Consider the following 25,822-nt stretch of genomic DNA (forward strand, 5'->3'; position numbering starts at 1 on the left):
ATGACTAAAACTGCTGACTCAGTTTGGAATGAGTGCCTTTCATTTATTAAAGACAATATAAAACCACAAGCGTATAAAACTTGGTTTGAACCTATCAAACCAATAAAAATCGCAGGTGAGGCTTTGACGATTCAGGTGCCCAGTAAATTCTTTTACGAATGGTTAGAAGAGCATTATATTAAATTGCTTCGTGTTGCCTTAATGAAACAGTTAGGGAATGATGCAAAGTTAATTTACGATGTGCGTATGGAAAACACCTACAGTAGCAATCGACCTCAGACAGTTAAAATACCAAGTTCAAACAGAAATCCTTTAAAATCACAGAATGTTACGGTTCCGTTAGAAACCAAAAACAGAGAGTTGAGAAACCCATTTGTGATTCCAGGTTTGCAAAAGGTAAAAATTGAATCTCAATTAAATCCAAATTACAACTTTAATAATTTTGTAGAGGGCGATTCAAATCGTTTGGCAAGATCAGCAGGTATGGCAGTGGCCAACAAACCTGGTGGAACTTCGTTCAATCCTTTATTAATTTATGGGGGAGTAGGTCTTGGTAAAACACATATAGCACATGCAATCGGTGTAGAAATTAAAGATAAATATCCAGACAAAACAGTTTTGTATATTTCATCTGAAAAATTTACCCAACAATTTATAGATTCAGTCAAATCAAATACAAGAAATGATTTTATTCATTTTTATCAGATGATTGATGTATTGATTATTGACGATGTTCAGTTCTTGTCCGGAAAAACCGGAACTCAAGATGTGTTCTTTCATATTTTTAACCACTTGCATCAAAATGGCAAACAGGTAATTCTTACTTCGGATAAGGCACCAGTTGATATGCAAGATATAGAACAGCGTTTGCTGTCTCGTTTTAAATGGGGATTGTCTGCAGAGCTTCAGGCTCCTGATTATGAAACTAGAATATCGATTCTACAGAATAAGTTATTTAGAGATGGGGTAGAAATGCCCGAAGAAATTGTTGATTATATTGCAAAAAATATCAAATCCAATGTTCGTGAACTAGAAGGCGTGTTAATCTCTATGATTGCTCAGTCTTCATTTAACCGAAGAGAATATACTCTAGAGCTTGCTAGACAAATTGTAGATAAGTTTGTTAAGAATACCAAGAAAGAAGTTTCTATAGATTACATCCAAAAAGTAGTGTCTAAATATTTTGATATGGATGTAGCAACATTACAATCTAAAACCAGAAAAAGACACATTGTTCAAGCTCGTCAATTAGCTATGTATTTTGCAAAGCGAATGACCAAATCATCCCTAGCGAGTATTGGTTCTCAAATAGGTCACAGGGATCACGCAACAGTTTTACATGCTTGCAAGACTGTTGACAATCTTACAGAAACCGATAAATTATTTCGTAAATACGTTGACGATTTAACCAAGAAATTAACTTTTTAATTTTACTACATGCAGCAGATTTTGATGGTCTGTTTGGGGAATATTTGTCGTTCTCCACTGGCCGAGGGTATATTGCAATCTAAGGTTGATCCTTCTAAAATTTCAGTAGATTCTGCTGGGACAGCTGCTTACCATGTGGGAGAATTGCCAGACAAGCGATCTATTGCTACAGCTAAAAAATACGGAATAGATCTTACCCAACAACGCGCAAGAAAATTTAGTATCAAAGATTTTGATATCTTTGACATCATATACGCCATGGATCAAAGTAATTATCAAGATTTATTGAGCTTGGCACGTAATCAACAAGATAAAGATAAGTTGCATTTGATTTTAAATGAGTCTTATCCCAATGAGCAAAGAGAGGTGCCTGACCCTTATTACGGTGGTGTAGATGGCTTTGAACAAGTATATCAGCTTTTAGATGAAGCTTGTACTGTAATCCAAAAAAAAATTGAATGATGCTAGGAAAATTATATTTAATACCCACAACCTTAGGAGATAACGAACCTTTAGAAGTAATGCCAATCTCTGTAAAGAAAGTTGTTGAGCAGATTGATTATTATGTGGTTGAAAATGAAAAAACGGCACGTCGTTTTATAAAAAAAATACATCCCAAGAAAGCGCAAGATTCTTTGCAAATTATGATGTTAGATAAGTATGCCGAGGAAATTGAAACTCGTTCATATTTAGATATCTGTGCAGAGGGAATCTCAGTTGGATTGTTATCTGAGGCAGGTGTTCCAGCGGTTGCGGATCCAGGTGCAACCATCGTTCGGTTGGCGCATGAAAAAGGAATTCAAGTTGTTCCTTTGGTGGGGCCTTCATCCATTTTAATGGCCATGATGAGTTCTGGAATGAACGGCCAAAGTTTTGCTTTTAATGGCTATTTGCCTATTGATGCTGCTAAGAGAAAAAAAACAATTAAAGATTTAGAGCGTTTGTCAAAAGAGAAAAATCAATCTCAGATTTTTATTGAGACTCCTTATAGAAACGAAAAGCTTTTTACGGATTTAAAATCGACCTTAACACCATCAACCTTGTTGTGTATAGCTGCAGATATTACTTTATCTACAGAGTATATAAAAACCAAGCACGCAAAAGATTGGAAACAAGAACAACCAGATCTGCACAAGCGTCCAGCTATCTTTATCATACACAAAGAATATTAATTTTTAGCGTTGTATTCCTTGTGAGCTAATCCAGCGTTGGTATTTTTTTGCATTGTTGTTGTGTGCTCTTAAAGTGGATGCAAATTCATGGTAGCCAATCTTATCGACACTGGCACACATATATAAATAATTGTGTTTAGCTGCGTTTAAAACGGCATCGATAGAAGAAATATCTGGCATAGCGATTAAGCTTGGAGGGAGTCCATTTTTTGTGTAGGTATTGTAAGGAGATTTTATAGACAGATCTTTGGTCAATACTCGTTTTACAACAAAATCATCCCCGTGTTTCTTTTTTAAGGCAAAAATAATAGTTGGGTCTGCTTGTAGCGGCCATCCTCTTTTAAGTCTGTTAAGGTAGAGTCCAGCTACAATAGGTCTTTCAGAAGCTTTTGCAGTTTCTTTTTGAACGATAGATGCTAAAGTAATGACCTCTTTTGGGCTCATTTTTAGCTCTTTAGCCTTAAAAAGTCTGTTCTCTGTCCAAAAGCGTTGGTATTCTTGTAACATGCGATTTCTGAAATTTTCTGCAGTAGTATTCCAGTACAATTCGTAACTGTTAGGGATATACATGCCTAAAGCTTCATCAATAGAAAACTGCTGCTTGTTTAAAAAAGCTGGGTCTGTGATGGCTGTTAAGATTTCAAGAGAGTCTGGTTCAATTTGGGCTGCTATTCTACCTGCTAATTTCTCTAAGTTATCTTGATTGTTAAATGTTACTTTAACAGGGCTTTGCAAACCATTTCTAAGCAAGTTGATCAAGTCGTTGTTAGAAAGACCTTTTTTAATTTGATACCTGCCCGCTTTGATGTTTGTGTTGTACTTTTTTTTGTTTGATACCCAAACAAAAGCATCTGTATCTAGTACGTAAGGTTCTAGTTGTTTTACTACATCATCAAAACCACTGTTCGTTGCTATAAAAATATAACCGTCTTTCTGTGTGCTTGGGCTGTATATTTTTTGATAGCTATTAAAAGCATAGTAGCAAGCAATTAAAATACATAGGCTTACTAAATAAATGAGTCCCTTCTTTTTAGTCATCTACTTCTTAATCAATTGGTATAGTATTTCGTCTTTAAATCCATCAGGAGATTTAATCCATTCTTTTTTTATTCCAACCTCCTGAAAGGCGTGTTTTTTAAACAGTGCAATGCTCTTGTGATTGTCTACACTGATATTTGCATACAACTGGTGTATTAGTAAAATCTCAAAACAATACTCAATAAGGAGTGCAAGGGCTTCAGAAGCAAAACCATTATTTTGATACAATTGATGGATTAAGATTCCAACTCCAACTCTTTGATGCTGTGGGTTAAAATCGAATAAATCAATCATGCCAACCGCTTTTTGGTTGAGTTTTTCTTCTATGATAAACCGAAACTGTTTGGCTTGGTAAATATCCAAATGCGCATTTTCTAAATATTGTTTTAAAACATATTTTGAAAATGGAGTTTGGGTGTCGCTCATTTTCCAAAAAGAAGTATTGTTCTCTGCTTCGAATAAGAATTCAAGATCTTCAGGTTCTAATGCTCTAAGGCTAACGGTATGTCCATCTAGTTTTGTCATTAGATAGCGATGCTTCCTTTAAAAACAAATATTGCAGGTCCTTTTAAGAAAATATTTTGATATCCATTTGCGCTAGGTTCAAAGCTGACTTCTAAAATACCACCTTTAACTGGTAAGCAAACGCTGTTGCTTGTTGTTTTTTGAGCTTTGTGCATAGCAATGGCTACCGCAGTCACCCCGGTTCCACAGGCAAGTGTTTCATCTTCTACACCACGTTCGTAAGTTCTTACTTTAAAGGTGTTTTGGTTAAGTTGTTCAGTAAAATTAACATTACTGCCAGCAGTTCCATACAATTCATTTCTAATTCTCTTGCCTTCATTAAAAACAGGATACTCATCCAGGTTTTCTACCAACACAACATGATGAGGTGATCCGGTATTGGCAAATGCATAGCCTTCATATAATTGAATTTCAGAAACATCAACCATCTGCAAAGAGACTTCTCCTTTGCTAATGCTAGCATGATGTAGGCCATCTACTGCTATAAATGTGGTATTTACAGAAAATAAGCCAAGTTTGTGAGCAAAAGCTACGATACAACGACCTCCATTACCACACATGGTACTTTCATTTCCATCGGCATTAAAATAGACCATCTTAAAATCAGTTTCTTCATCTTCTTCTAACAGAATTAATCCATCTGCACCGATGCCAAAATGTCGATCGCAGAGATGTTTTATGAGCGCTACATTGTCTTTAGAAAATTGTAAGTTTCTATTATCTATAATGACAAAGTCATTTCCGGCTCCTTGGTATTTGTAAAATGTCTGATCCATTGTAAGGCAAAGATAAGAATTAATCTTCTGAAAATGGCTTGTTAAAAAGCGGTTAAAGTTCGTTAAAAGCCGTTAAACTGATTTGAGAAAAATGTTTAAATATTTATCTTTGATAAAAAATAATCAATATAATTATGAAAAAAACAGCTAGTTTATTAGGAATTGCAGTTTTGGGAGGGATGATTACCCTTGGGGGCTACAAATATTTATTTGAGAAATCACCCATAGTTATAGAAAAAGCTGCACAAACAGTTTTGCCAACCATCCAGGCAAGTTTTAATCCAACCAACAGGGCAGAAGCATCTAGTTCAATTGATTTTACAGCTGCTGCAGATAGAACAGTTCATGCTGTAGTCCATGTTAAGAATACATCCATACGGACCCAGCAAAATCCATGGGCTGAGTTTATGTTTGGTAGTGGCAACGGTATCAGAAAATACGAACAAGTTGGTACAGGAAGTGGTGTCATTATTACCATGGATGGTTATATCGTGACAAACAACCACGTGATTGATGGAGCTTCTGACTTGGAAGTAACTTTAAACAATCAAAAAAAATACAAAGCCAAGTTAATCGGAACAGATGCAGACAATGATATCGCTTTGTTAAAAATTGACGCAGATATTAAGCTGCCTTATATTCCTTTTGCCAACTCAGATGCTATTAAAGTCGGAGAGTGGGTCTTGGCGGTTGGAAACCCATACAATTTAACATCTACAGTTACTGCAGGAATCGTGAGTGCAAAAGGAAGAGATTTACAAGGTAACTCAAATGTAGATTCTTTTATACAGACAGATGCTGCTGTAAACCCAGGAAACAGTGGAGGAGCTCTAGTAAATACTAGAGGAGAGCTTATCGGAATTAATACAGCCATTTCTTCTAGAACAGGTTCTTTTATAGGATATTCATTTGCTGTTCCTTCTAATATAGCAAAAAAAGTGGTTGAAGATTTGATTGAATTTGGTCGAGTTCAAGAAGCTGTTATTGGTATTGGTGTAGATCTTAACTTTAAAGATGAGGGTGTTAAAATTGGGAGTTTAACCGATGAAAGTAGTGCTAAAAAAAGTGGCTTAAAAGAGGGTGATATTATTAAAAGTGTTAACAATATTAGTATCGCAAAATTTGCTGATTTAACAGGACAACTGCGTGCAAAACGCCCAGGTGATTATGTAGAAGTTGTGATTGATAGAAACGGTAAAGAGTTAACTAAAAAGGTTCAATTGTCAAAAAAAGATCGTTTCCAATCAGTGAATTACAATTTAGAACTTCGCGATTTGACAGCTAAAGAAAAGAAAAAGTTAGGGATTTCTTATGGAGTTAAAATAACCAATGATCTTTCTTCTAGAAGAGAAGGAAGTATAAAAGGGTATATCATAGCTAAAATTAATGGAAAAAAAGTGATTGATGCGTCTAGTACACAAAAGTTTTTAGATTCAAATACCAATCCAATGACTGTTGATATGATCAATCTAGATGGAAAAATAGAGAAATACTATATACGATAAGGGCGGATCTACATTCTGTTTTTTACGAGTAATAGAATCCCGAATTTATTCGGGATTTTTTTTATAAAATAATAGTTACGAAATCGATTGAAATAAGTACTTTTGCACCGAATTTCAAACCAAAAGATATAACACAACTATGTCAACAGTAACAAATTACGAAAACCAAGTATCTTCACAAGCACAAGTTAGAAGAGCTACCGTAGAATTTATTAATATCGTAAACGATTTATGGTATGATAAATCTATTGAATTAGTTTTATTTAGAAACCAATTGGTTGATAAAAGAGCTAGTGAGATTTTAAATTTAATTGAGTATGCAAAAGAGTTTGTAGCAAAGCCAATCTCTATTTTTGATGCCTTAGACATCGCAAAAGCAATTCAACAAATAGAATTGCCTTCTTCTAAATTGGATATTGGAAAGTTGGCCTATGAATGTCATTTAAATGAAAATGATTGTTCTGATAAGGTTGCTTTTGTAAAAAGACAATTAAAAGGAGCGGCAGATGTTTCTACCATAGAGCCTAAAGACGTTGTTCTTTATGGTTTTGGAAGAATTGGTCGTTTGTTGGCAAGAGAGTTGATGAATAAAATGGGTAAAGGTTCTCAGTTGCGTCTAAGAGCTGTAGTAACTCGTGGAAAAATTGATCAAACTGTTTTAGAAAAAAGAGCTTCTTTGTTAAGTGTAGATTCTGTTCACGGTGATTTTTTAGGAACTGTACAGGTTGATGTAGAAAACAAAGCTTTAATTATTAATGGAACTACAGTGTATATGATTTCTGCTGCACAACCAGAAGACATCGATTATACAGCATACGGAATCAACAATGCATTGGTAATAGACAATACAGGAGCATTTAGAGATTACGAAGCATTGAGTAGACATTTAACTTCTAAAGGAGCTAGTAAAGTTTTACTTACTGCGCCAGGAAAAGGAGTGCCAAATATTGTACACGGAGTAAATCACGAAGAGAATAACCCGGATGAGATTGATATTTTTTCTGCAGCTTCTTGTACAACCAACGCTATTACACCAGTATTGAAAGTATTGGAAGATAATTTTGGAATTAACAAAGGACATTTAGAAACCATACATGCCTATACCAATGATCAAAACTTGGTAGACAATATGCACAGCAAATACCGTAGAGGTAGAGCTGCTGCTTTAAATATGGTAATAACAGAAACAGGAGCCGGCGCTGCAGTAGCAAAAGCGTTACCTGCTTTGGCTGGTAAATTAACTTCAAATGCAATTAGAGTACCGGTTCCTAATGGATCTTTGGCTATTTTAAGCTTGCAATTGCACAGTGAAGTTACTGTTGATTCTGTAAATGCAATCATGAAAAAATACGCATTAGAAGGAGATTTGGTTGAGCAAATCAAATACTCTATAGATAATGAATTGGTTTCTTCTGATATTATTGGTTGTTCTGCTCCATCTATTTATGATAGTAAGGCTACCATTACAGACGGAAACAGCTTGGTTATTTATGTGTGGTATGACAACGAGTACGGGTATTCTCACCAAGTAATGCGTTTGGCAAAGCACATTGCAAAAGTAAGACGTTTTACCTATTATTAGTAAAAGTGATTTCCTAAAGGAAAGTATATATTTAAAGCCTGAAACATTAAATGTTTCAGGCTTTTTTTATTGAATTTAAAGGTTGATTATTGCTTTGAAACCCAGTATTAATATGTAGGTCTTTAAATTTAATAGCATTACATTCGTAAAATATTTAGCTCAAATTAAATAACAATTATTGTTTTTTTACTTGTTAGATACAGGAATGAAACTATGCCCTTTAACAGGCTATTTCAAAATTATTATCATCTTTCAAAAAAAAAGAACAGAATGAGAAAAACAAATTTTAGTTTGCTGCTAATCATTATTACATTTCTTTCATTTACTTGCTATGCTCAAGAAGTTAAATTGGTTAAAGATATTAATACCATTCTAAATCCAAATTTAGGTTTAACTCCTCTTCAATTAACTATTTACAATAACAAACTCTATTTTTCTGGAACTGATGCAATAAACGGAGTTGAATTATGGGTATCTGATGGAACGATAGCAGGGACCAAATTAGTAAAAGATATTTATACCGGATTAGGAGGGGGACAACCAAAAAATTTTGTGGTATATAATAATAAGCTTTATTTTCAGGCAAATGATGGTATTAATGGTATTGAATTATGGGAGTCTGATGGTACTGATGCGGGAACTAAAATAGTGAAAGATATTAGGACAGGGTCCAATGGTTCAGAACCTGGTAATTTGGTGGTTTATAATAATAAACTCTATTTTACTGCAACCGAAGCTATAAATGGTACTGAGTTATGGGAGTCTGATGGTACTGATGAAGGAACCAAAATCGTAAAGGATATTAATCCCGGAACAGCTAGTTCTAGCTCCTCTTCTAGTAAATTAACGATCTATAATAACAAGCTCTATTTTTCGGCAACCGATGGTGTCAATGGCGTCGAATTATGGGAATCTAATGGTACCCTAGCAGGAACCGTATTAGTGAAAAATATTTATACAGGTAGTAGTAGCTCAGATCCTCAAAATTTTGAAGTTTTTAATAATAAACTCTATTTTACAGCAACTGATGGTACAAATGGACAAGAATTATGGGAATCTGATGGAACTGTGGCAGGAACCAAATTACTTATTGATATTGAAGCTGGTAGCAGTAGTTCTACTCCTCAAAATTTGATAGTTTACAACAGCAAACTTTATTTTCAGGCAACAGATGCAGCAAATGGAGCTGAACTTTGGGAGTCTAATGGTACAGTAGTTGGAACCCAATTAGTAAAGGATATTCAATCTGGGGCTGGTAGTTCAAATCCTAGTGTATTAACTATTTATAATAACAAACTCTATTTTTCTGCAAATGATGGTACAAACGGTATAGAATTATTTGAGTCTGATGGTACAGGTGCTGGAACCAAAATAGTAAAGGATATAAGGGTTGGTCATAATGGAAGTCCATCCTATCTGACTGTTTATAATAATAAACTATATTTTCAGGCGAATGATGGTGTACATGGTGCTGAATTGTGGGAATCTGATGGGACTGAGGCAGGAACCAAACTTGTGAATGATTTATACACGGCAACTAATTCTTCAGCTCCTAGTCATTTAACATTTTATAATAATAAGCTCTATTTTTCTGCCAATGAACCTGTATATGGTGCTGAGTTATGGGAATCTGATGGGACTGAGGCAGGAACCAAAATAGTAAAGGATATTTATCCTGGAGCGAATTCATCTCCTCAACACTTAGCGGTTTATAATAACAAACTTTATTTTAATGCATCAAGTCCAGGAAATGGGGCTGAATTATGGGTCTCTGATGGAACCGAAGCAGGAACTAAATTAGTAAAGGATATTTATTCTGGTAGCAGTAGCTCATTTCCTCGATTTTTAAAAGTGACCAATGGTAAACTGTATTTTACGGCCAACAATGGTACAAATGGTTATGAATTATGGGAGTCTGATGGTACTGAATCTGGAACCAAGTTAGTGAAAGATATTAAAGCAGGAAATAGTAGTTCATCTATTACTAATATGGATGTTTATAATAATAAACTCTATTTTGATGCAGATAATGGTACAGCAGGAAGAGAATTATGGGAATCTGATGGGACTAATGCAGGAACCAAAATGGTGAAGGATATTAACACAGGAGGAAGTTCATATCCTCAAAATTTTAAGGTTTATAATAACAAACTTTATTTTAGGGCAACTGATGGTACAAATGGAAATGAACTGTGGGAATCTGATGGTACAGCTGCAGGAACCAAAATAGTGAAGAATATTCTGTCAGGTAGTGGTGGGTCAACTCCTCAATATTTAACGGTTTATAATAACAAACTTTATTTTCAGGCAAATGGTGGTACAAATGGACAAGAATTATGGGAATCTGATGGTTCTGATGCAGGAACCAAATTAGTGAAGGATATTAGATCGGGCAGTATCAGCTCAAATCCTCTAAACTTCAATGTTTTTAATAATAAGTTGTACTTTCAGGCAAATGATGGTACACATGGTGTAGAGTTGTGGGAGTCTGATGGTACAGCTGCAGGAACCAAGTTGGTGAAGGATCTTATTACAGGATCTCAGGGGTCATATCCGAGCTCTTTAATTACGTATAATGACAAACTCTATTTTCAATCAAATAATTTATCATATGGAACTGAGCTATTTTCTTATGAAGATTTACCACCTACAATAACAACCAAAAGTCCTGAAGATAATGCTACGGGCGTGGGGATTTCAAGTAATTTTGTTATTGCGTTTAATGAAGATGTAGCAAAAGGAATAGGGAATATTGTTATCTACAATGCTGCAGATGATAGCGTGGTAGAAACGATTGATGTTACTACTGCTAAGGTTAGTGTTTCTGATAAAGTTGTTACGATTAACCCAGCAACGGATTTAGAAAAAAGTAAAAGCTATTATATTCAAATAGCAGCAACAGCAATAAAAGATAATTCAGATAATAATTTTGCTGGAATTACAGATAAAATTACCTATAATTTTGCTACTGAATTAAAAGTAGCTTCAACCATAAATTTTGCAGATTTTAATAAAACATATGGGGGTGCAACTGTTACATTAGCCGCAACATCAAACGGTTCAGGTACTATTAGTTATAGTATTGTCGCAGGGGGAACAGGAACCGCGACTTTATCAGGTACTAATAATGCTACTTTTACTTTGGGTAATGCAGGTACTGTAAAAGTAAAAGCAACACAAGTAATAGATGCAAACTATTTGCAAACAGAAAAAGAAATCACTGTTAGCATAAACAAAGCAGCATTAACTATAACAGCAGACACAGGGCTAACCAAAGTTTATGGCGCAACCGATCCAACACTGACCTATGTTATTACAGGATTTGTCAATGGTGATACTGCAGCAAGTTTAGATACAGGAGTCAGCATTGCAAGAACAGTAGGAGAAAATGTAGGAGACTATGCAATAACGCCATCCGCAGCGGAAGATGCAAACTATAGCATTAGTTTTGTACCCAAAGATTTTAGTATTAGCAAAGCAGCATTAACTATAACAGCAGACACAGGGCTAACCAAAGTTTATGGCGCAACCGATCCAACACTGACCTATGTTATTACAGGATTTGTCAATGGTGATACTGCAGCAAGTTTAGATACAGGAGTCAGCATTGCAAGAACAGTAGGAGAAAATGTAGGAGACTATGCAATAACGCCATCCGCAGCGGAAGATGCAAACTATAGCATTAGTTTTGTACCCAAAGATTTTAGTATTAGCAAAGCAGCATTAACTATAACAGCAAACACAGGGCTAACCAAAGTTTATGGCGCAACCGATCCAACACTGACCTATGTTATTACAGGATTTGTCAATGGTGATACTGCAGCAAGTTTAGATACAGGAGTCAGCATTGCAAGAACAGTTGGAGAAAACGTAGGAGACTATGCAATAACGCCATCCGCAGCGGAAGATGCAAACTATAGCATTAGTTTTGTACCCAAAGATTTTAGTATTACCAAAGCTACTCAAGTATTAACTTTTGGAGCATTAACACATTCTACAAATGATGTTTTTGATTTAATTGCTACTTCGAGTTCTGGATTAGAAGTTGAATATTCATCTTCGGATTTAGCAATAGTAACAATTAATGGAAAAACAGTTACCGTAGTTTCTACAGGTACTGTAAATATTACCGCTTCACAATCAGGGAACTCTAATTATTTAGCAGCAACAAATGTAGTTCAACCTTTAATAATACAAGTTTTAGGTTTAGATGCTGCTGCTTTAAAGGGGCAGATAAATGTGTATCCCAACCCAGTAACTAATTTCCTAAAAATTGATTTGCAAAATTTAAAAAATGTGGACATAAGAATTTTTGATATCAATGGAAAGCTAATTTTAAGTCAAAAAAAATATAATTCAAAAGAATCCATTAGTATTTCTAAATTCAAAAAAGGTATTTATTTATTAGAAATTACCAAAAACAATAAACGTAGTTTAAAAAAGTTTATCAAACAGTAAAAAATAGTCACTTTTTATTGAGAGCTATGAATGAACAACAAAAAGCCGAAACAAACTTGTTTCGGCTTTTTCTTTTTTATGTTTAGGATTTAATTAATTTAGCAAGAATCAAATAACAAACACAATGAAATCTCTAAGAATCTTTTTATTAGTACTTTTTGTAAGCGTACAACTAAGTGCTCAGACCACAACCGCTCCTTATTATGAAATTCCAAAAGCATCAAATGAGGCTAGTGCTGGAGCTGTTTTAAGTAGGATGGTAGATGGTTTAGGTTTTCGATTTTATTGGGCTTCTGAAGGTTTGACAGAAAAAGATTTAGCCTTTCAGCCAAGCAAAGAAGTACGGACTACTGGGCAAACAGTTACTCATATCTACGACCTTACCAAGACCCTTTTGAGTTTGACCAAAACAGAGTTTAAACAAAGCAAAGCAAAAGCAGATATGACTTTTGAAGAAATCAGAGTTCAAGCCTTGTTAAATTTAGAAGCCTTGAGCAAACGTTTTAGAGCTAGTAAAGATTTACAAGAGTTTAATGTTAGTCAAAATGGGAAAGTAACAGTTCCTTTTTGGAACTTGATCAACGGGCCAATTGCAGATGCAATATGGCATTGTGGGCAACTGGCTTCTTTTAGACGCTCTACTGGCAACCCAATCAATCCGAATGTAAACCATTTTACGAGTACTGTTAGACAATAAGATTCTGGTTGTTAGCTTTCTTCTTGATAAAATTGGATAGTTGCTTCAAAAGTTTCTGCTAAAAACTCATCTTTTTCCATCCAATATTCAGAGGTGATAAAGCGATGTCCATTTTCTGTCTGACACAGTTCCCAAAGAATGTCATTGGCTTCTTCAAATTCCTCTTCTGCATTTAATTGATGACCAAAGAGACGCAATGCTACGTTATTCTTAACTAAATTTTTAGCAAAGCATTTAACTGTTATTTCTTTAGTGATGGTTGCTGGCGCATTGGCTAGGGGCTTAATTTCAAAATCAACGATGGTTGCTTTGGTGTTAGGAAACTTTCCATTATATGCTTTAAAAAGTAATTGATTTACATTGTAGAGTGCTTGGTGCAAATGAATCTCAGGATATTCCTCAGAAATCTTATCCAATAACATTTCATGAGAAAGTTGATCAATTTGACCTGGGGTTAAATCACTTGATAGTTTGTAATCTAGTACAATTCTAGCTGCCTCATCGGGTTCAAAATCACTGATAGCCATAAACAATAATTCTTTTAATTCATTTAGGTCTGTGCTTTCTGCATTCGGAAAATCAAAGCGATCTAATAGTTCTTTAAAATCTTTCTCGCTCCAAGCATCCGGAAGTGTGTCAACTGTTAAAATTTTATGTATTTTTATAGCGTATTTCATGTTTTGTAGGTGTTTTGATATCTATTTAATATAAGCAATTTTAATGGAATACACAGCAGATAATCCATTTAATAGCACATGACAGTACAAGAAAAAATTCAAGCACTTAGAGAGGAGCTCAACTTACATACGCACAATTATTATGTATTGGATGCTCCATCCATATCAGATTTTGAATTTGATATGAAATTAAAAGAACTTGAAGCGCTTGAACAAGAAAACCCAAAGTATTTTGATGCCAATTCTCCTACCCAACGGGTTGGTGGTACTGTAACCAAAAGTTTTGATACAGTAAAGCATCAAAATCGCATGTACTCTTTAGATAATTCATATTCTAAAGAAGATTTGTTAGATTGGGAAAAGCGTCTGCAAAAAGTATTAGGAACAGAGTTTATAACTTATACCTGTGAGTTAAAATACGATGGTGCTTCTATCAATTTAACCTATGAAAATGGTCGTTTTGTTAAGGCCGTAACCAGAGGTGATGGTTATCAAGGGGATGATGTGACAACCAACATTAGAACTATAAAATCAATTCCATTAGTCATCAAAAAAGATTTTTTACAAAACTTTGAAATAAGAGGAGAAATCATTTTGCCTTTGGCAGGATTTGAGCAGATGAATGAAGAGCGACTTGCACAAGGAGAAGATGTGTATAGCAACCCAAGAAATACAGCGAGTGGGAGCTTAAAACTCCAAGATAGCTCTGAGGTTGCCAAAAGACCTCTAGATTGTCTGCTTTATCAGGTTGTAACAGAAGACCGTAAGTACCCTAGTCATTTTCAATTGTTAAATGCAGCAAAGAAAGCTGGTTTTAAAGTACCTGAAACCATGGTTGAGGTAACTAATATGGCTGCCGTTATTGATTTTGTGACAAGCTGGGACACCAAACGTCATCACTTACCATATGAAACAGATGGTGTGGTTGTAAAGGTGAATAATTTACAACAGCAAGAAGAGTTAGGGTATACGGCTAAGTCACCACGTTGGGCAATTGCTTATAAATTTAAAGCAGAACAGGTAACAACCGTTTTAAAAGAAATTACTTACCAAGTTGGTAGAACCGGTGCTATTACACCCGTTGCTAATCTTGAGCCTGTTCAGTTGGCTGGAACTATCGTAAAAAGAGCTTCGCTTCATAATGCAGATCAAATTGCCAAGTTAGATATACGAATTAACGATACTGTTTTTGTTGAAAAAGGAGGAGAAATCATTCCAAAAATTATTGGCGTTGATTTTTCTAAACGCCCAGCAGATTCAGTGCCTACGGTGTATGCAACCCACTGCCCAGAATGTCATACCGCTTTGGTGAGAACCCAAGGAGATGCAAAACATTATTGTCCTAATGAATTTGGTTGCGCACCTCAGATTACGGGACGAATTAAGCATTTTATCAGTCGAAAAGCCATGGATATTGATGGTTTAGGAGGAGAGACTGTAGATTTATTGCGCAAAGAAGGCTTGATCTCTAATTATGCAGATTTATATGATTTAAAAGTTGAACAATTAACTCCATTAGAGAGAATGGCGGAAAAGTCTGCTCAAAATATGGTTGAGGGAATTGAAAAATCAAAAGAGATTCCGTTTGAAAAAGTATTGTTTGCTTTGGGAATCCGTTTTGTAGGTGAAACGGTTGCAAAAAAATTGGCAAAGCATTTTAAAAGTATCGATGCATTATTGGCTGCAGACTTCGAAAGTCTTATTGCTGTTGATGAGATTGGTGATCGAATAGCACAGAGTATCCTTGATTTCTCTTCGGATCCAACAACTATTCAACTCATCAATCGATTAAAAGCCTATGGAGTACAATTAGCCATGTCTGCAGAGAGCATGGCCAATCAAACAGATACTTTGGCTGGGAATATTTTTGTAGTATCGGGTGTTTTTCATCAGTTGTCAAGAAATGAATTAAAAAAAGCGATTGAAGATAACGGCGGAAAGATTAGCAGTTCTATCTCTAAAAAAACCAATTTTGTAGTTGCTGGAGATAATATGGGGCCGAGTAAGCTGGTCAAAGCTCAAGATTTGGGAGTTACTATAATCTCTGAACAAGATTTTTTAAACATGATTGGTTAATGAAACTAGAGAATCCATATACACGTAAATCAGTATCAAATACAATCATGCTTTTGATTTTTATGGTATTGGCACTTTTGCTTGTGTATTTTTTTTCAGTCTTTTTTATTTTTCTTCCAGTAGGTTTTTTGTTAATTCTAGCGCTAATTTTTGCCTGTCTTGTTCTGTTTAATTTATACAAAGCTAGGAAAGAGCCTGGTAGTAAAGAGAAAACCTTTAGTTTGTTTGTAAGTATTGGGAGTCTTTTTTTATTGCTGTTTATCGTTTTTTATATCGTAATTAATCAAACTATTTTTTAATAAAAGTGAATCATGAAACAATCACCTAAACTTACAATTGCATACCTATTATTTTTTTTAGCAGCTGTAGCTGATGTTTTTGCAATTGTTTCAAATAATGAGCAAATTCGATTTTTTTCAAAGCCTATGTTAATGACTTTTTTGGCTTTGATCTATTTGTTTTCGGTACAAAAACCTAATGGAATCTATGTTTTAGGACTGTTCTTTTCATTTTTAGGTGATGTCTTTTTACTAGGATCTGGACAAGAGTTTTTTATGCTTGGACTGGCTTCTTTTTTGATTGCTCATATTATTTATATCAAAATAACAGCTTCTTATTTGGATATGCATCTAACGTCTAAAATGATAAGTTCTGCCTTGCCATTTGTACTCTTTCTTTGTGCTTTGTTGTACTTGATAGGCAGTTCCTTAGAAGGACTTTTGTTCCCTGTGCTACTGTATGGGCTTACCATTTCTACTTTTGGGTCTGTAGCATTTTTGCTTTATAGAACAGAAAAATCAAGATCAAACCAATGGTTGTTTATAGGGGCAGTGTTTTTTATTGTTTCGGATGGTTTAATTGCGCTTGATAAATTTTATGAGCCACGAGACTATTATAGTCTTTTGATTATGGTGACTTATATCCTTGCTCAATTTTTAATCTCTAAGGCTATGATTGCAAAAAGCAATTAAATACGATCTTGTTTTTTTAAGAGAGAAGACAGTTCTTTGCGTTTGTTATAAACTAGTAGACTAGCAGCACTTAGAGCAATTAAAGCCGATATAAATAAGGCTCCATGATCATTATTATGAACGATTCCTATAATGGCTAGATGACTTAAAATAGCACCAGTCATTAAGCCAACGGTTAGGAGTCCTCCAAGCAATGCTTTTTTGGGTGCAAACAATAAGAAAGAAGCAATAAGTTCTAAAACACCAGTGCCGATTCTCATGAATACCTCATTATTCCCTGCAATTTTTGTAAATAAATCTATGCTTTCTTGTGCTCCAGTAAATTTAAAAAATAAAGTTTGCAAGAGTATAATTGCAATAACAATTTTTAATGCGAAGACTGTAAACTTATTCATAAAGAGAGTTTTACAGAAGTAGACGCTGATTGTTTAAATTGCTTACACAAGTATGGTTTTTCCTTGGCTAATTTTCCCATTGTCTTCATCGAAATAAAAATCGACACGACCTACATTAATACCAAAACAACCCACCTGATTTACCAAAACTTGTTGGTCTTCACTATTTTTTACTAGGGTTGGCTTAGGTAAAAAAGTATGGGTGTGCCCTCCGATAATTAGATCAATGTTTTTACTTGCTTTTGCAATCACAAGATCTGATACTTTCTGGGGATTGTTTTTGTAATAATAGCCCAAATGTGAAAGACAGATAATTAAATCACATTGCTCGTCTTCTTTTAAAATCCGACTCATGTCCTGAGAAATCTCAAGAGGATCTAGATAACGGGTTTCTTTATACATTTTAGGATCAACCAAGCCCTGTAATTTAATACCTAAGCCAAAGACACCTATTTTAATACCGTCTTTTATAAAGGTTTGGTAAGGTTTAACATGCTCGTCTAGTATGGTGTTACTAAAGTCATAATTGGCCGAAACAAAATTAAAATTCGCTTTGGGTAGCTGTTTGTAAAAACCATCAATTGAATTGTCAAAATCATGATTTCCAAGGGTTGCTAAATCATATTTGAGCATGCTCATTAATTTAAACTCTAACTCTCCTCCAAAGTAATTAAAATAAGGGGTTCCTTGAAAGATATCCCCAGCATCTAGCAATAAGGTATTTGGATTTTCTAATCTAATATTGTTAACTAGTGTTGCTCTCCTAGCTACACCACCCTTATTTGCAAATCTGTAATGATCTGCCTCAAAAGGTTCTATATGACTATGTGTGTCATTGGTGTGTAAAATAGTGATGTGCTTTTTCTTTTTAGGCGTAAAAGAAGGTAGAGTTAATCCGCCAAGTCCTACTATAGACGCCGCCGCTGAGGTTTGCTTTATAAATTTTCTTCTGTCCATACTATTTGTTTTTAAATCGACCATCCAACATGCTTTTTAAAGTGTCTTGACTTTTAAACTCATCCATGATGGCATGTCTCATTTTGTAATCAAGAATGTATAGGTTAACAGGATCTTTAAAGAAGTTCATCTGATCCCCACCACTTTGTAAATAATCTGTGGTTAACACAAAATAGGTTTGATTAGAATTCAAAGATTTTTTGTTAATTGTTAGTGTATAGCCTTTTTTATTAAGGTGTAATCTAAATTGTTTTGAAACAGGGTGAGCTGTCTTATTTGCAATTAAATATGCGACTAGTTCTTTGACTTTTTCTGCGGTTAACTCTACAACAACATAACTATTTTCAAAAGGCATCAACTCAAAAGCATTTTTATTTGTTACGTTTCCTGCTGTAATTCCTGCTCTAATTCCACCGTAATTAAAAAGCGCAAAATCGATGTTTTTTTGAGTTTGTTTAAAGAATAAAGGATTGGCTCTTTTGTAAGAAAGGTCGGCTAGTAGATTGCCCAAACTACTTTCAAGACCTCCATCAGTTCTGACTAAATCTTTAGGGGTGTAGCTAAGTACAGTGTTAATCTCTTCTAACATTTTTTCTTGGTAGGGAGCAATGGTTTCTTCGATAATTTTTTTAGAAGAAGTAGTGCTGTCAACCAAAATTGTTTTAGCGGTTATTTTGGTTACTTGGAATTTTTTTTCACTGCAAGCATAGAGTAGTAAAAAGCTAAAAACCAAGAGAATAGTTTTTTTGATTGTAAACTGCATTTTTTTTAATTAAATTTGTCCAAGGCTAAGATACAGTTTTAGCGCAATTTTTAAATGGGGTTTTTAAAATTTAAAGAACAAAGTATTCGCAAAAAATTTGAAAAGCAGCTACAAACTGCTCTTCAAAACCATACAACGAGTGCTAAGCAAGTTCAGAAGGTTGGTATTTTGGCTTTTGATGAACTCTCAAGTGTTATCGATATCACCAGGCTTTTAGAAGAAGGTCTAGAAAATGCGAAGCACTTTCATCTCTTTAGTTATCGTCCGTATGATAAAAATGCACCCAAAAGCTATAAGCACTTTTCAGAAAAAGATATTAACAGAAGAGGTGAGTTTACAGATCCAAGCATCCAACAGTTTTTAGAAACGCCTTTTGATATTTTAATAGGCTTTTACAATCACAGTAATTTGTATTTAGAAATGGCCACGCTTCAGTCTAAAGCGATGTTTAAAATTGGTTTTGCAGGTGTAAATGATCAATTATTTGATTTGGTTATTTCTGAGAACCCATTAAAAACAGAAAGTTTTATTTCTGAGATTGTCAAGTACCTTACTTTATTAAAAAAAATCTAGATTTTTCGTTTAATTTTAAACAGTCACAAGTAATTTGTTGTTTTTATTTGAAACACTAAATTTATATGTTTAGCCTATGATTTTAGTTCAAAAAAAAGATAACTTTGTATTGAGTTTAGAAAACAAAAATCCTAATATAAATAATTAAAAGCATGCAGAAATTTACAGGAACAGGAGTGGCTTTAGTTACACCATTTAAAGCAGATAAAACAGTTGACTTTGATGGCTTAGAGCGTTTGGTTGAATATCAAATTGCACAAGGGATCAATTATTTAGTAGTTTTAGGGACTACTGGAGAGCCTGCAACACTAACACTTTCTGAAAAAGAGGCAGTAAAAGCTAAAATTATTGAAACCAATAAAGGACGTTTGCCTTTGGTTCTTGGGATAGGAGGTAATAATACTGCTGCAGTTGTTGAAGAGGTTTCAAGTACAGATCTTTCTGCTTTTGATGCTATCTTATCTGTATCTCCATATTACAACAAACCTACACAAGAAGGGATATATCAGCATTTTAAAGCGGTTGCGACGGCAAGTAGTTTGCCAATAATTTTATACAATGTTCCAGGTAGAACTGCATCAAACATGTTACCAGAAACCATCGTTCGATTGGCCAATGATTTTGACAATGTAATTGCTGTAAAAGAAGCTGCTGGTGATTTGGTTCAAGCCATGAGAATTATCCAAGACAAACCTAAAGACTTTTTAGTGATTTCTGGAGATGATATGATTGCGCTGCCGATGACACTTGCGGGCGGATCAGGTGTGATTAGCGTTATTGGTCAAGGTTTGCCTAAAAACTTTTCAAAAATGATTCAGTTAGGGCTAGAAGGAAAGACAAAAGAGGCTTTTGCTTTGCATTATGAGCTTGCAGAGAGTATCGATTTGATTTTTGCAGAAGGAAACCCAGCAGGTATAAAATCACTTTTAAACAGTATTAATATTTGTTTAGAGGAGGTGAGATTGCCATTGGTTAAAGCTTCAAATACCTTGCAAACACAGATTAATACTTTTTTAGAAAAGTACTAAAAATGTCTTTTTTATTAAACCTTTGTTTAGGCAATTGTTTTAAGTTTATTTATTGGTGTGCTTAGGTTTCAAGATTAACAAACTTTTAATAATCTATCACTGGTTTGGTACTTGATTTTATCTTTACTTGCAATCAGCAATTTTTACTAGAAAAAATCGTTTTAATAATCCATAATTTATCACTAATTTTGCCAAATGTTTAAACTGAAAAATTTACTCTATATCGCAACCATTGGTTTGGTCTTCTCGTCATGTTCACACTATCAAAAAGTATTGAACAAAGGAACGGTTGAAGAGCAATACAAGATGGCTGAAGAACTTTACAATGCAAAAAAGTATAGTAAAGCGCTTGACTTATTTGTAAAAGTGACACCAACGTATCGATCAAAACCACAAATGGAACGCATTGAGTTTATGATTGCTCAGTCCAATTTTAATATCAAGGATTATGATTTGGCTGGTTATTATTTTGAACGTTTTGCAGAAGGTTATCCTAAGAGTTCTAAAAGAGAAGAAGCTGCTTTTTTATCAGCGTATAGCTATATGTTAGCGGCGCCTCGTTATAATTTAGATCAAACAGAGACCAGAAGAGCCTTAAATTCTTTTCAGAGTTTTATAGATGCTTTTCCTAATTCTAATCGATTGGATGAGGCAAATAAATACTATAAAGAACTCCGATATAAATTAGAGAAAAAAGCTTTTGAGATTGCAAAAGGATATTATACAACAGCACCATCAGACCCAGGTAATTACAAAGCGGCAATTATTGCTTTTGATAATTTATTGACAGAGTATTTAGGGTCAGAATTTAAAGAGGATGCATTGTTTTACCGATTAAAAGCAGCACATGATTTAGCTTTAAAAAGTGTGCAAAGAAAAAAATTAGATAGAATTAAAGAGGCTATTTTAGCATATGACAAGCTAAAGAGAAACTTCCCAGAAACTAAATACTTAGAAGAATCAGCTAAATTGTTAGCAGATCTTCAAAAGGAACAACAAACATTAGAAAAAAGTTAATTATGGATTATAAAGAAACCAAAGCTCCAGTAAGTACGATTACTTATGATAAAGAGGCTATTGAAGCTCCTACGAACAATATTTATGAGGCAATTTCTATTATTGCAAGAAGAGCCAATCAAATTAATGGAGATTTAAAAAAAGAATTACTTGATAAGTTGGATGAATTTGCAACTTACAACGATAGCTTGGAAGAAGTTTTTGAAAACAAAGAGCAAATTGAAGTTTCAAAATTTTACGAAAAATTACCAAAAGCAACTGCTATTGCAATAGAAGAGTGGTTAGCTGGTAAAGTATATTACAGAACTCCAGAAGCAGAGTAATGTCTGTTTTAAGCGGTAAAAAAGTTTTAATAGGCATCACTGCCGGTATCGCCGCTTATAAAACGGCCAGTTTGGTTCGTTTATTTATAAAAAAAGGCGCAGAAGTTCAGGTTATAATGACTCCTGCGTCTAAAGATTTTATTACCCCTCTTACCTTATCAACCCTTTCTAAAAATCCAGTTCATTCCACTTTTTTTAACAAAGAAGATGAAAATGAATTGTGGAACAACCATGTTGATTTAGGCTTATGGGCAGATCTTATGCTCATCGCTCCAGCTACGGCTAATACACTTTCTAAAATGGTGCAAGGGACCAGTGACAATTTATTGTTGGCCACCTATTTGTCTGCCAAATGTCCCGTGTATTTTGCTCCTGCAATGGATTTAGATATGTATCAGCACCCTTCTACTAAAAACAGTCTGGCTAGCTTAAAGGCTTATGGCAATAAACTAATACCGGCTACTAGTGGAGAACTAGCAAGTGGTCTTGTTGGAGAAGGTCGTATGGCTGAGCCTGAAGATATTGTTAATTTTATAGAAAAGGATGTATTGTCAAAATTGCCATTACGTGGTAAAAAAGTTTTGCTTACGGCAGGTCCTACCTATGAGGCAATTGATCCAGTTCGTTTTATAGGAAACCACTCTTCTGGAAAAATGGGCTTTGAGTTGGCAAAAGCATTTGCCAATTTAGGGGCAGAAATTTTTTTAGTTGCAGGTCCTTCTAATGAGCAGGTGTCAAATTCTTTTATACATCGTATTGATGTAACCACAGCCGAAGAAATGTACACGGCTTGTCACGAGTATTTTAAAAAGGTTGATATTGCAATTTTAGCAGCAGCTGTTGCCGATTACAGGCCTAAGCAAGTTGCTAACCAAAAGATAAAAAAGAAAGAGAGTGTTCTGCAAATTGAGCTTGAGCCTACTCGTGATATTTTAGCTTCTTTAGGAAAGATTAAAGAACAACAGTTCTTGGTTGGTTTTGCTTTAGAAACCAATGATGAGATAGCCAATGCTATCGGTAAGCTACAGCGAAAAAACTTAGACTTGATTGTATTGAATTCATTACAAGACAAGGGTGCAGGTTTTGCTGGTGCTACAAATAAAATTACGTTGATAGATAAGAATCTGAATAAAATTCCGTTTCAATTAAAGTCAAAAGCCGATGTGGCTATAGACATCATCAATGAAATTTTAAATCAATTAAATGCCTAAATTTTTTCTAGCTTTTATACTGTTTTTGTTTGTGCAAACTTTTAGTGCACAAGAATTGAACTGTTTAATTACTGTAAATGCTGATAAAATTTCTGGATCAAACAAGCAAGTATTTACCACATTACAGCAATCTTTAAATGAGTTTGTCAATCAAACGCAGTGGACAGGACTCAATGTAAAGAGTCAAGAAAAAATTAACTGTGCATTTACCATCACCATCAACGCACAGCCGTCTACCAATAGATTTGAAGCCAGTATTCAAGTACAATCTGCAAGGCCCGTCTACGGAAGTTCATACAGTAGCCCGGTATTGAATATTAATGATAATGACTTTAATTTTAACTATACAGAGTTTGAGGCATTTAATTATAATACTGTTTCTTTTGAGTCAAATTTACGCTCAACCATTGTCTTTTATATCTACGTTATTTTAGGAATGGATGCAGATACTTTTGCACTTAATGGAGGTGAAGAGTATTTTAAAAAAGCCAAAGATGTGGCTATGTTGGCGCAACAAAATGGGGGTCCAGGTTGGTTAGACGAGACAGGTTTGCAAAACAGGTTTCTTTTAATCGACAATTTAACCAACGCTAAGTTGTCAGCTTTTAAAAACATCCTTTATAGCTACCATAGATTAGGGATGGATATTTTTCATCAAGATAAAAACAAGGCCAAAAGCACCATAGAAAGCACCATACTTCAATTAGAACCCTTAGACAATTTATCCTTTGGTAATAGTATACTGCGATTGTTTTTTGATGCAAAATCAGATGAAATCGTCAACCTTTTTTCTGATGGACAGCGTTCATCAAAAGTAAATCAGATGAAAGAGGTCTTGCAAAAAATTTCTCCAACAAATACAACAAAGTGGCAAAAAATTAAGTAATTTTAGTCTCTAAAATTTAAGTATTTGCTAACAAAACTATCCATACAAAACTACGCTTTAATCAATGAGTTAACCATTGATTTTTCTGATGGTCTCTCAATTATTACTGGAGAAACCGGAGCTGGGAAATCTATTTTATTAGGGGCGCTTGGTTTGGTTCTAGGAAATAGAGCCGATACTTCTGCATTAAAAGATAGAGAAAGTAAGTGTATAGTCGAGGCACAATTGGCCATTCAAAATTATCAATTAGAAGCTTTTTTTGAAGAAGAAGACTTAGACTATGAACCTCAAACGATTATTCGAAGAGAAATTTTACCCTCTGGAAAATCGAGAGCTTTTGTCAATGACACGCCAGTAACCCTAAACGTTTTAAACGCGTTAAAAACCCAGTTGATAGCTGTGCACTCACAGCATCAAACTCAGCAATTATCAGACACGCATTTTCAATTTTCTATAGTTGATGCCCTAGCAAAAAATGCTACTAATATAGCCAAGTATCAAAAGAAATTAAAGAGCTACCAACAATTGCAAAAAGAGCATGACTTGCTTTTGGCAACTCAAAGAGAGGCAAGGCAGCAGCACGATTATAATCTGCATTTGTATGAAGAGCTTGTGGCAGCCAAATTAACAGAAGATGAGCAAGAGCACCTAGAAGAAAAGCTAGACAAGCTAAATAATATAGAAGAAATTAAGCTTAGTTTATCAGAGTCTTTAGCCATGTCAACCAGTGATGATATTGGCTTGCAAAGTTTGCTTCACAGTTTAGATGGTAAATTGCAAAAAATTGCTACTTATGCTAAAAGCTACGAAGAGTTGCATGCGCGAATCACAAGCGTAAAAATAGAATTTGATGATATTGTTTCGGAGTTAGAAGACGCCAATGAAAATGTAGACTTTAATCCCAACCAAATAGAAGAGCTCAACGATCGATTGCAGTTACTTTATAATTTGCAAAAAAAGCATTATGTATCTACCAATACTGCCTTGTTGGCAATCCAGCAAGAACTTTCAGAAAAAGTAGATTTGGTTGTAAATGCAGATGAAGAGCTAGAAAAGAAGACTGCTGCCATAAAAGCTGAAGAAAAAATTCTAGATACTCTGGCCGATGAAATTTCAAAGGCTAGAAAACTGGTATTACCTACTTTAACTGATCAGTTAGAAGTGTTGTTGGCTGATTTAGGCATGGAGAATGCTCGTTTTTCTATTCAAACCAAAAAGACAAACAATTATTTTTCAAATGGTAAAGACCAGTTAGATTTTCTTTTTTCAGCAAACAAAGGCGGTCATTTTGGAGAATTAAAAAAAGTAGCTTCTGGAGGAGAACTGTCTCGAGTGATGCTTTCTGTTAAAAAAATTCTCTCAGAAAACTCACAGCTGCCCACCATTATTTTTGATGAAATTGATACGGGGGTTTCTGGTGAGGTTTCTAACAAAATTGCTCATATTATGCAGATGATGGCAAAACACATGCAGGTAATTACCATTACGCATTTACCTCAAATAGCTGCCAAAGGCAATCAGCATTACAAAGTATACAAAGAAGATATAGACGGACAAACCACCACCAATTTAAAACGCCTCTCTAAAGAAGAAAGAATCTCTGAAATTGCAGAAATGCTAGGAGGCAAACAACTCTCAGATTCAGCAATCATTCACGCTAAAGAGTTGCTCAATTAAAGCTGGGTAGTCACTAAAAAAATAGCTCCTAATAATTTTATTAATTTTTGGAGCATCATTATCAAATAAAAGAATAAAACAACGAGT

Annotated in this window: 23 protein-coding genes; 16 read left to right on the forward strand and 7 right to left on the reverse strand. The window is 34.6% G+C overall.

Annotated features, from left to right (window positions below; genetic code table 11):
• Genes dnaA through WHC90_RS00015 form a run of 3 tightly spaced genes read left to right on the forward strand, consistent with a single transcriptional unit; the run spans position 1 to position 2,600 of the window.
• On the forward strand, positions 1–1,428 hold the full coding sequence (gene dnaA, locus WHC90_RS00005; protein WP_188599052.1) for a chromosomal replication initiator protein DnaA: 1,428 nt from the start codon (positions 1–3) through the stop codon (positions 1,426–1,428).
• Between the two features lie 9 nt (positions 1,429–1,437).
• The gene (locus WHC90_RS00010; protein WP_188599051.1) at positions 1,438–1,890 is read left to right on the forward strand and encodes a low molecular weight protein-tyrosine-phosphatase; all 453 of its coding nucleotides are present in this window, start codon (positions 1,438–1,440) and stop codon (positions 1,888–1,890) included.
• Positions 1,890–2,600 carry an SAM-dependent methyltransferase gene (locus WHC90_RS00015; RefSeq protein ID WP_188599278.1) on the forward strand — a complete coding sequence of 237 codons (711 nt, stop codon included), beginning with the start codon at positions 1,890–1,892 and terminating at the stop codon, positions 2,598–2,600. Before WHC90_RS00010 ends, WHC90_RS00015 begins: the two co-directional genes overlap by 1 nt.
• Before the next feature lie 3 nt (positions 2,601–2,603).
• Here WHC90_RS00015 and mltG read toward each other — a convergent pair whose 3' ends face one another.
• Genes mltG through dapF form a run of 3 tightly spaced genes read right to left on the reverse strand, consistent with a single transcriptional unit; the run spans position 2,604 to position 4,939 of the window.
• Complete coding sequence (gene mltG, locus WHC90_RS00020; RefSeq protein ID WP_188599050.1) at positions 2,604–3,638, reverse strand: endolytic transglycosylase MltG; 1,035 nt, start codon at positions 3,636–3,638, stop codon at positions 2,604–2,606.
• Positions 3,639–4,163 (reverse strand): GNAT family N-acetyltransferase, encoded by a 525-nt coding sequence (locus tag WHC90_RS00025; protein ID WP_188599049.1) that lies wholly within the window; start codon positions 4,161–4,163, stop codon positions 3,639–3,641.
• Positions 4,163–4,939: a diaminopimelate epimerase gene (gene dapF / locus WHC90_RS00030; protein ID WP_188599048.1), complete on the reverse strand. Its 777-nt coding sequence runs from the start codon at positions 4,937–4,939 to the stop codon at positions 4,163–4,165. Before dapF ends, WHC90_RS00025 begins: the two co-directional genes overlap by 1 nt.
• Positions 4,940–5,073: 134 nt before the next feature.
• On the opposite strand from dapF, the gene WHC90_RS00035 reads away from it, so the two are divergent.
• The 4 genes from WHC90_RS00035 to WHC90_RS00050 all read left to right on the forward strand — a co-directional run bounded on the left by WHC90_RS00035 (position 5,074) and on the right by WHC90_RS00050 (position 13,181).
• Positions 5,074–6,444, forward strand: a complete 1,371-nt coding sequence (locus tag WHC90_RS00035) for a trypsin-like peptidase domain-containing protein (protein ID WP_188599047.1) — start codon at positions 5,074–5,076, stop codon at positions 6,442–6,444.
• 139 nt (positions 6,445–6,583) lie between these two features.
• On the forward strand, positions 6,584–8,026 hold the full coding sequence (locus WHC90_RS00040; protein ID WP_188599046.1) for a glyceraldehyde-3-phosphate dehydrogenase: 1,443 nt from the start codon (positions 6,584–6,586) through the stop codon (positions 8,024–8,026).
• Positions 8,027–8,296: 270 nt separating this feature from the next.
• Complete coding sequence (locus tag WHC90_RS00045; RefSeq protein WP_340819705.1) at positions 8,297–12,484, forward strand: ELWxxDGT repeat protein; 4,188 nt, start codon at positions 8,297–8,299, stop codon at positions 12,482–12,484.
• A 124-nt stretch (positions 12,485–12,608) separates the two neighbouring features.
• Entirely contained in the window at positions 12,609–13,181 is a 573-nt protein-coding gene (locus tag WHC90_RS00050; protein WP_188599043.1) for a hypothetical protein, read from the forward strand.
• An 11-nt stretch (positions 13,182–13,192) separates the two neighbouring features.
• Here WHC90_RS00050 and WHC90_RS00055 read toward each other — a convergent pair whose 3' ends face one another.
• On the reverse strand, positions 13,193–13,858 hold the full coding sequence (locus tag WHC90_RS00055; RefSeq protein ID WP_188599042.1) for a hypothetical protein: 666 nt from the start codon (positions 13,856–13,858) through the stop codon (positions 13,193–13,195).
• Positions 13,859–13,936: 78 nt separating this feature from the next.
• Here WHC90_RS00055 and ligA point away from each other — a divergent pair, with 78 nt between their 5' ends.
• Both ligA and WHC90_RS00065 read left to right on the forward strand, forming a co-directional pair.
• Entirely contained in the window at positions 13,937–15,934 is a 1,998-nt protein-coding gene (gene ligA / locus WHC90_RS00060; RefSeq protein WP_188599041.1) for an NAD-dependent DNA ligase LigA, read from the forward strand.
• Positions 15,935–16,245: 311 nt separating this feature from the next.
• The gene (locus WHC90_RS00065) at positions 16,246–16,905 is read left to right on the forward strand and encodes a lysoplasmalogenase (RefSeq protein WP_188599040.1); all 660 of its coding nucleotides are present in this window, start codon (positions 16,246–16,248) and stop codon (positions 16,903–16,905) included.
• Here the strand turns inward: WHC90_RS00065 and WHC90_RS00070 are convergent.
• From WHC90_RS00070 to WHC90_RS00080, 3 genes are read right to left on the reverse strand one after another with little or no spacing between them, the layout of a single operon-like run.
• A complete protein-coding gene (locus WHC90_RS00070) occupies positions 16,902–17,300 on the reverse strand; it encodes a DoxX family protein (RefSeq protein WP_188599039.1) in 399 nt (132 codons plus the stop codon). The genes WHC90_RS00065 and WHC90_RS00070 overlap by 4 nt on opposite strands.
• A gap of 42 nt (positions 17,301–17,342) precedes the next feature.
• Positions 17,343–18,257, reverse strand: coding sequence for a bifunctional metallophosphatase/5'-nucleotidase (locus WHC90_RS00075; RefSeq protein WP_188599038.1), 915 nt, complete (start codon positions 18,255–18,257; stop codon positions 17,343–17,345).
• 1 nt (position 18,258) lies between these two features.
• Positions 18,259–19,020 (reverse strand): 5'-nucleotidase C-terminal domain-containing protein, encoded by a 762-nt coding sequence (locus tag WHC90_RS00080; RefSeq protein WP_229664935.1) that lies wholly within the window; start codon positions 19,018–19,020, stop codon positions 18,259–18,261.
• Between the two features lie 54 nt (positions 19,021–19,074).
• Between WHC90_RS00080 and WHC90_RS00085 the strand changes: the two genes are divergently transcribed.
• From WHC90_RS00085 to recN, 7 genes are all read left to right on the forward strand, one after another.
• Entirely contained in the window at positions 19,075–19,593 is a 519-nt protein-coding gene (locus tag WHC90_RS00085) for a DUF6913 domain-containing protein (RefSeq protein ID WP_188599037.1), read from the forward strand.
• Between the two features lie 152 nt (positions 19,594–19,745).
• Positions 19,746–20,621 carry a 4-hydroxy-tetrahydrodipicolinate synthase gene (dapA, locus tag WHC90_RS00090; RefSeq protein WP_188599036.1) on the forward strand — a complete coding sequence of 292 codons (876 nt, stop codon included), beginning with the start codon at positions 19,746–19,748 and terminating at the stop codon, positions 20,619–20,621.
• Between the two features lie 195 nt (positions 20,622–20,816).
• A complete protein-coding gene (locus WHC90_RS00095; protein WP_188599035.1) occupies positions 20,817–21,638 on the forward strand; it encodes an outer membrane protein assembly factor BamD in 822 nt (273 codons plus the stop codon).
• 2 nt (positions 21,639–21,640) lie between these two features.
• Positions 21,641–21,961, forward strand: coding sequence for a DNA-directed RNA polymerase subunit omega (locus tag WHC90_RS00100; protein ID WP_188599034.1), 321 nt, complete (start codon positions 21,641–21,643; stop codon positions 21,959–21,961).
• On the forward strand, positions 21,961–23,172 hold the full coding sequence (coaBC, locus tag WHC90_RS00105; RefSeq protein ID WP_188599033.1) for a bifunctional phosphopantothenoylcysteine decarboxylase/phosphopantothenate--cysteine ligase CoaBC: 1,212 nt from the start codon (positions 21,961–21,963) through the stop codon (positions 23,170–23,172). Before WHC90_RS00100 ends, coaBC begins: the two co-directional genes overlap by 1 nt.
• Positions 23,165–24,058, forward strand: a complete 894-nt coding sequence (locus WHC90_RS00110) for a DUF4835 family protein (protein WP_188599032.1) — start codon at positions 23,165–23,167, stop codon at positions 24,056–24,058. The genes coaBC and WHC90_RS00110 overlap by 8 nt, the downstream gene beginning before the upstream one ends.
• Positions 24,059–24,082: 24 nt before the next feature.
• Positions 24,083–25,735, forward strand: coding sequence for a DNA repair protein RecN (gene recN, locus WHC90_RS00115; RefSeq protein WP_188599031.1), 1,653 nt, complete (start codon positions 24,083–24,085; stop codon positions 25,733–25,735).
• Positions 25,736–25,822 lie beyond the last annotated feature (87 nt).

Origin of the sequence: Polaribacter pacificus (assembly GCF_038024035.1) — a bacterium.
In the GTDB taxonomy this organism is placed as follows: Bacteria; Bacteroidota; Bacteroidia; order Flavobacteriales; family Flavobacteriaceae; genus Polaribacter; species Polaribacter pacificus.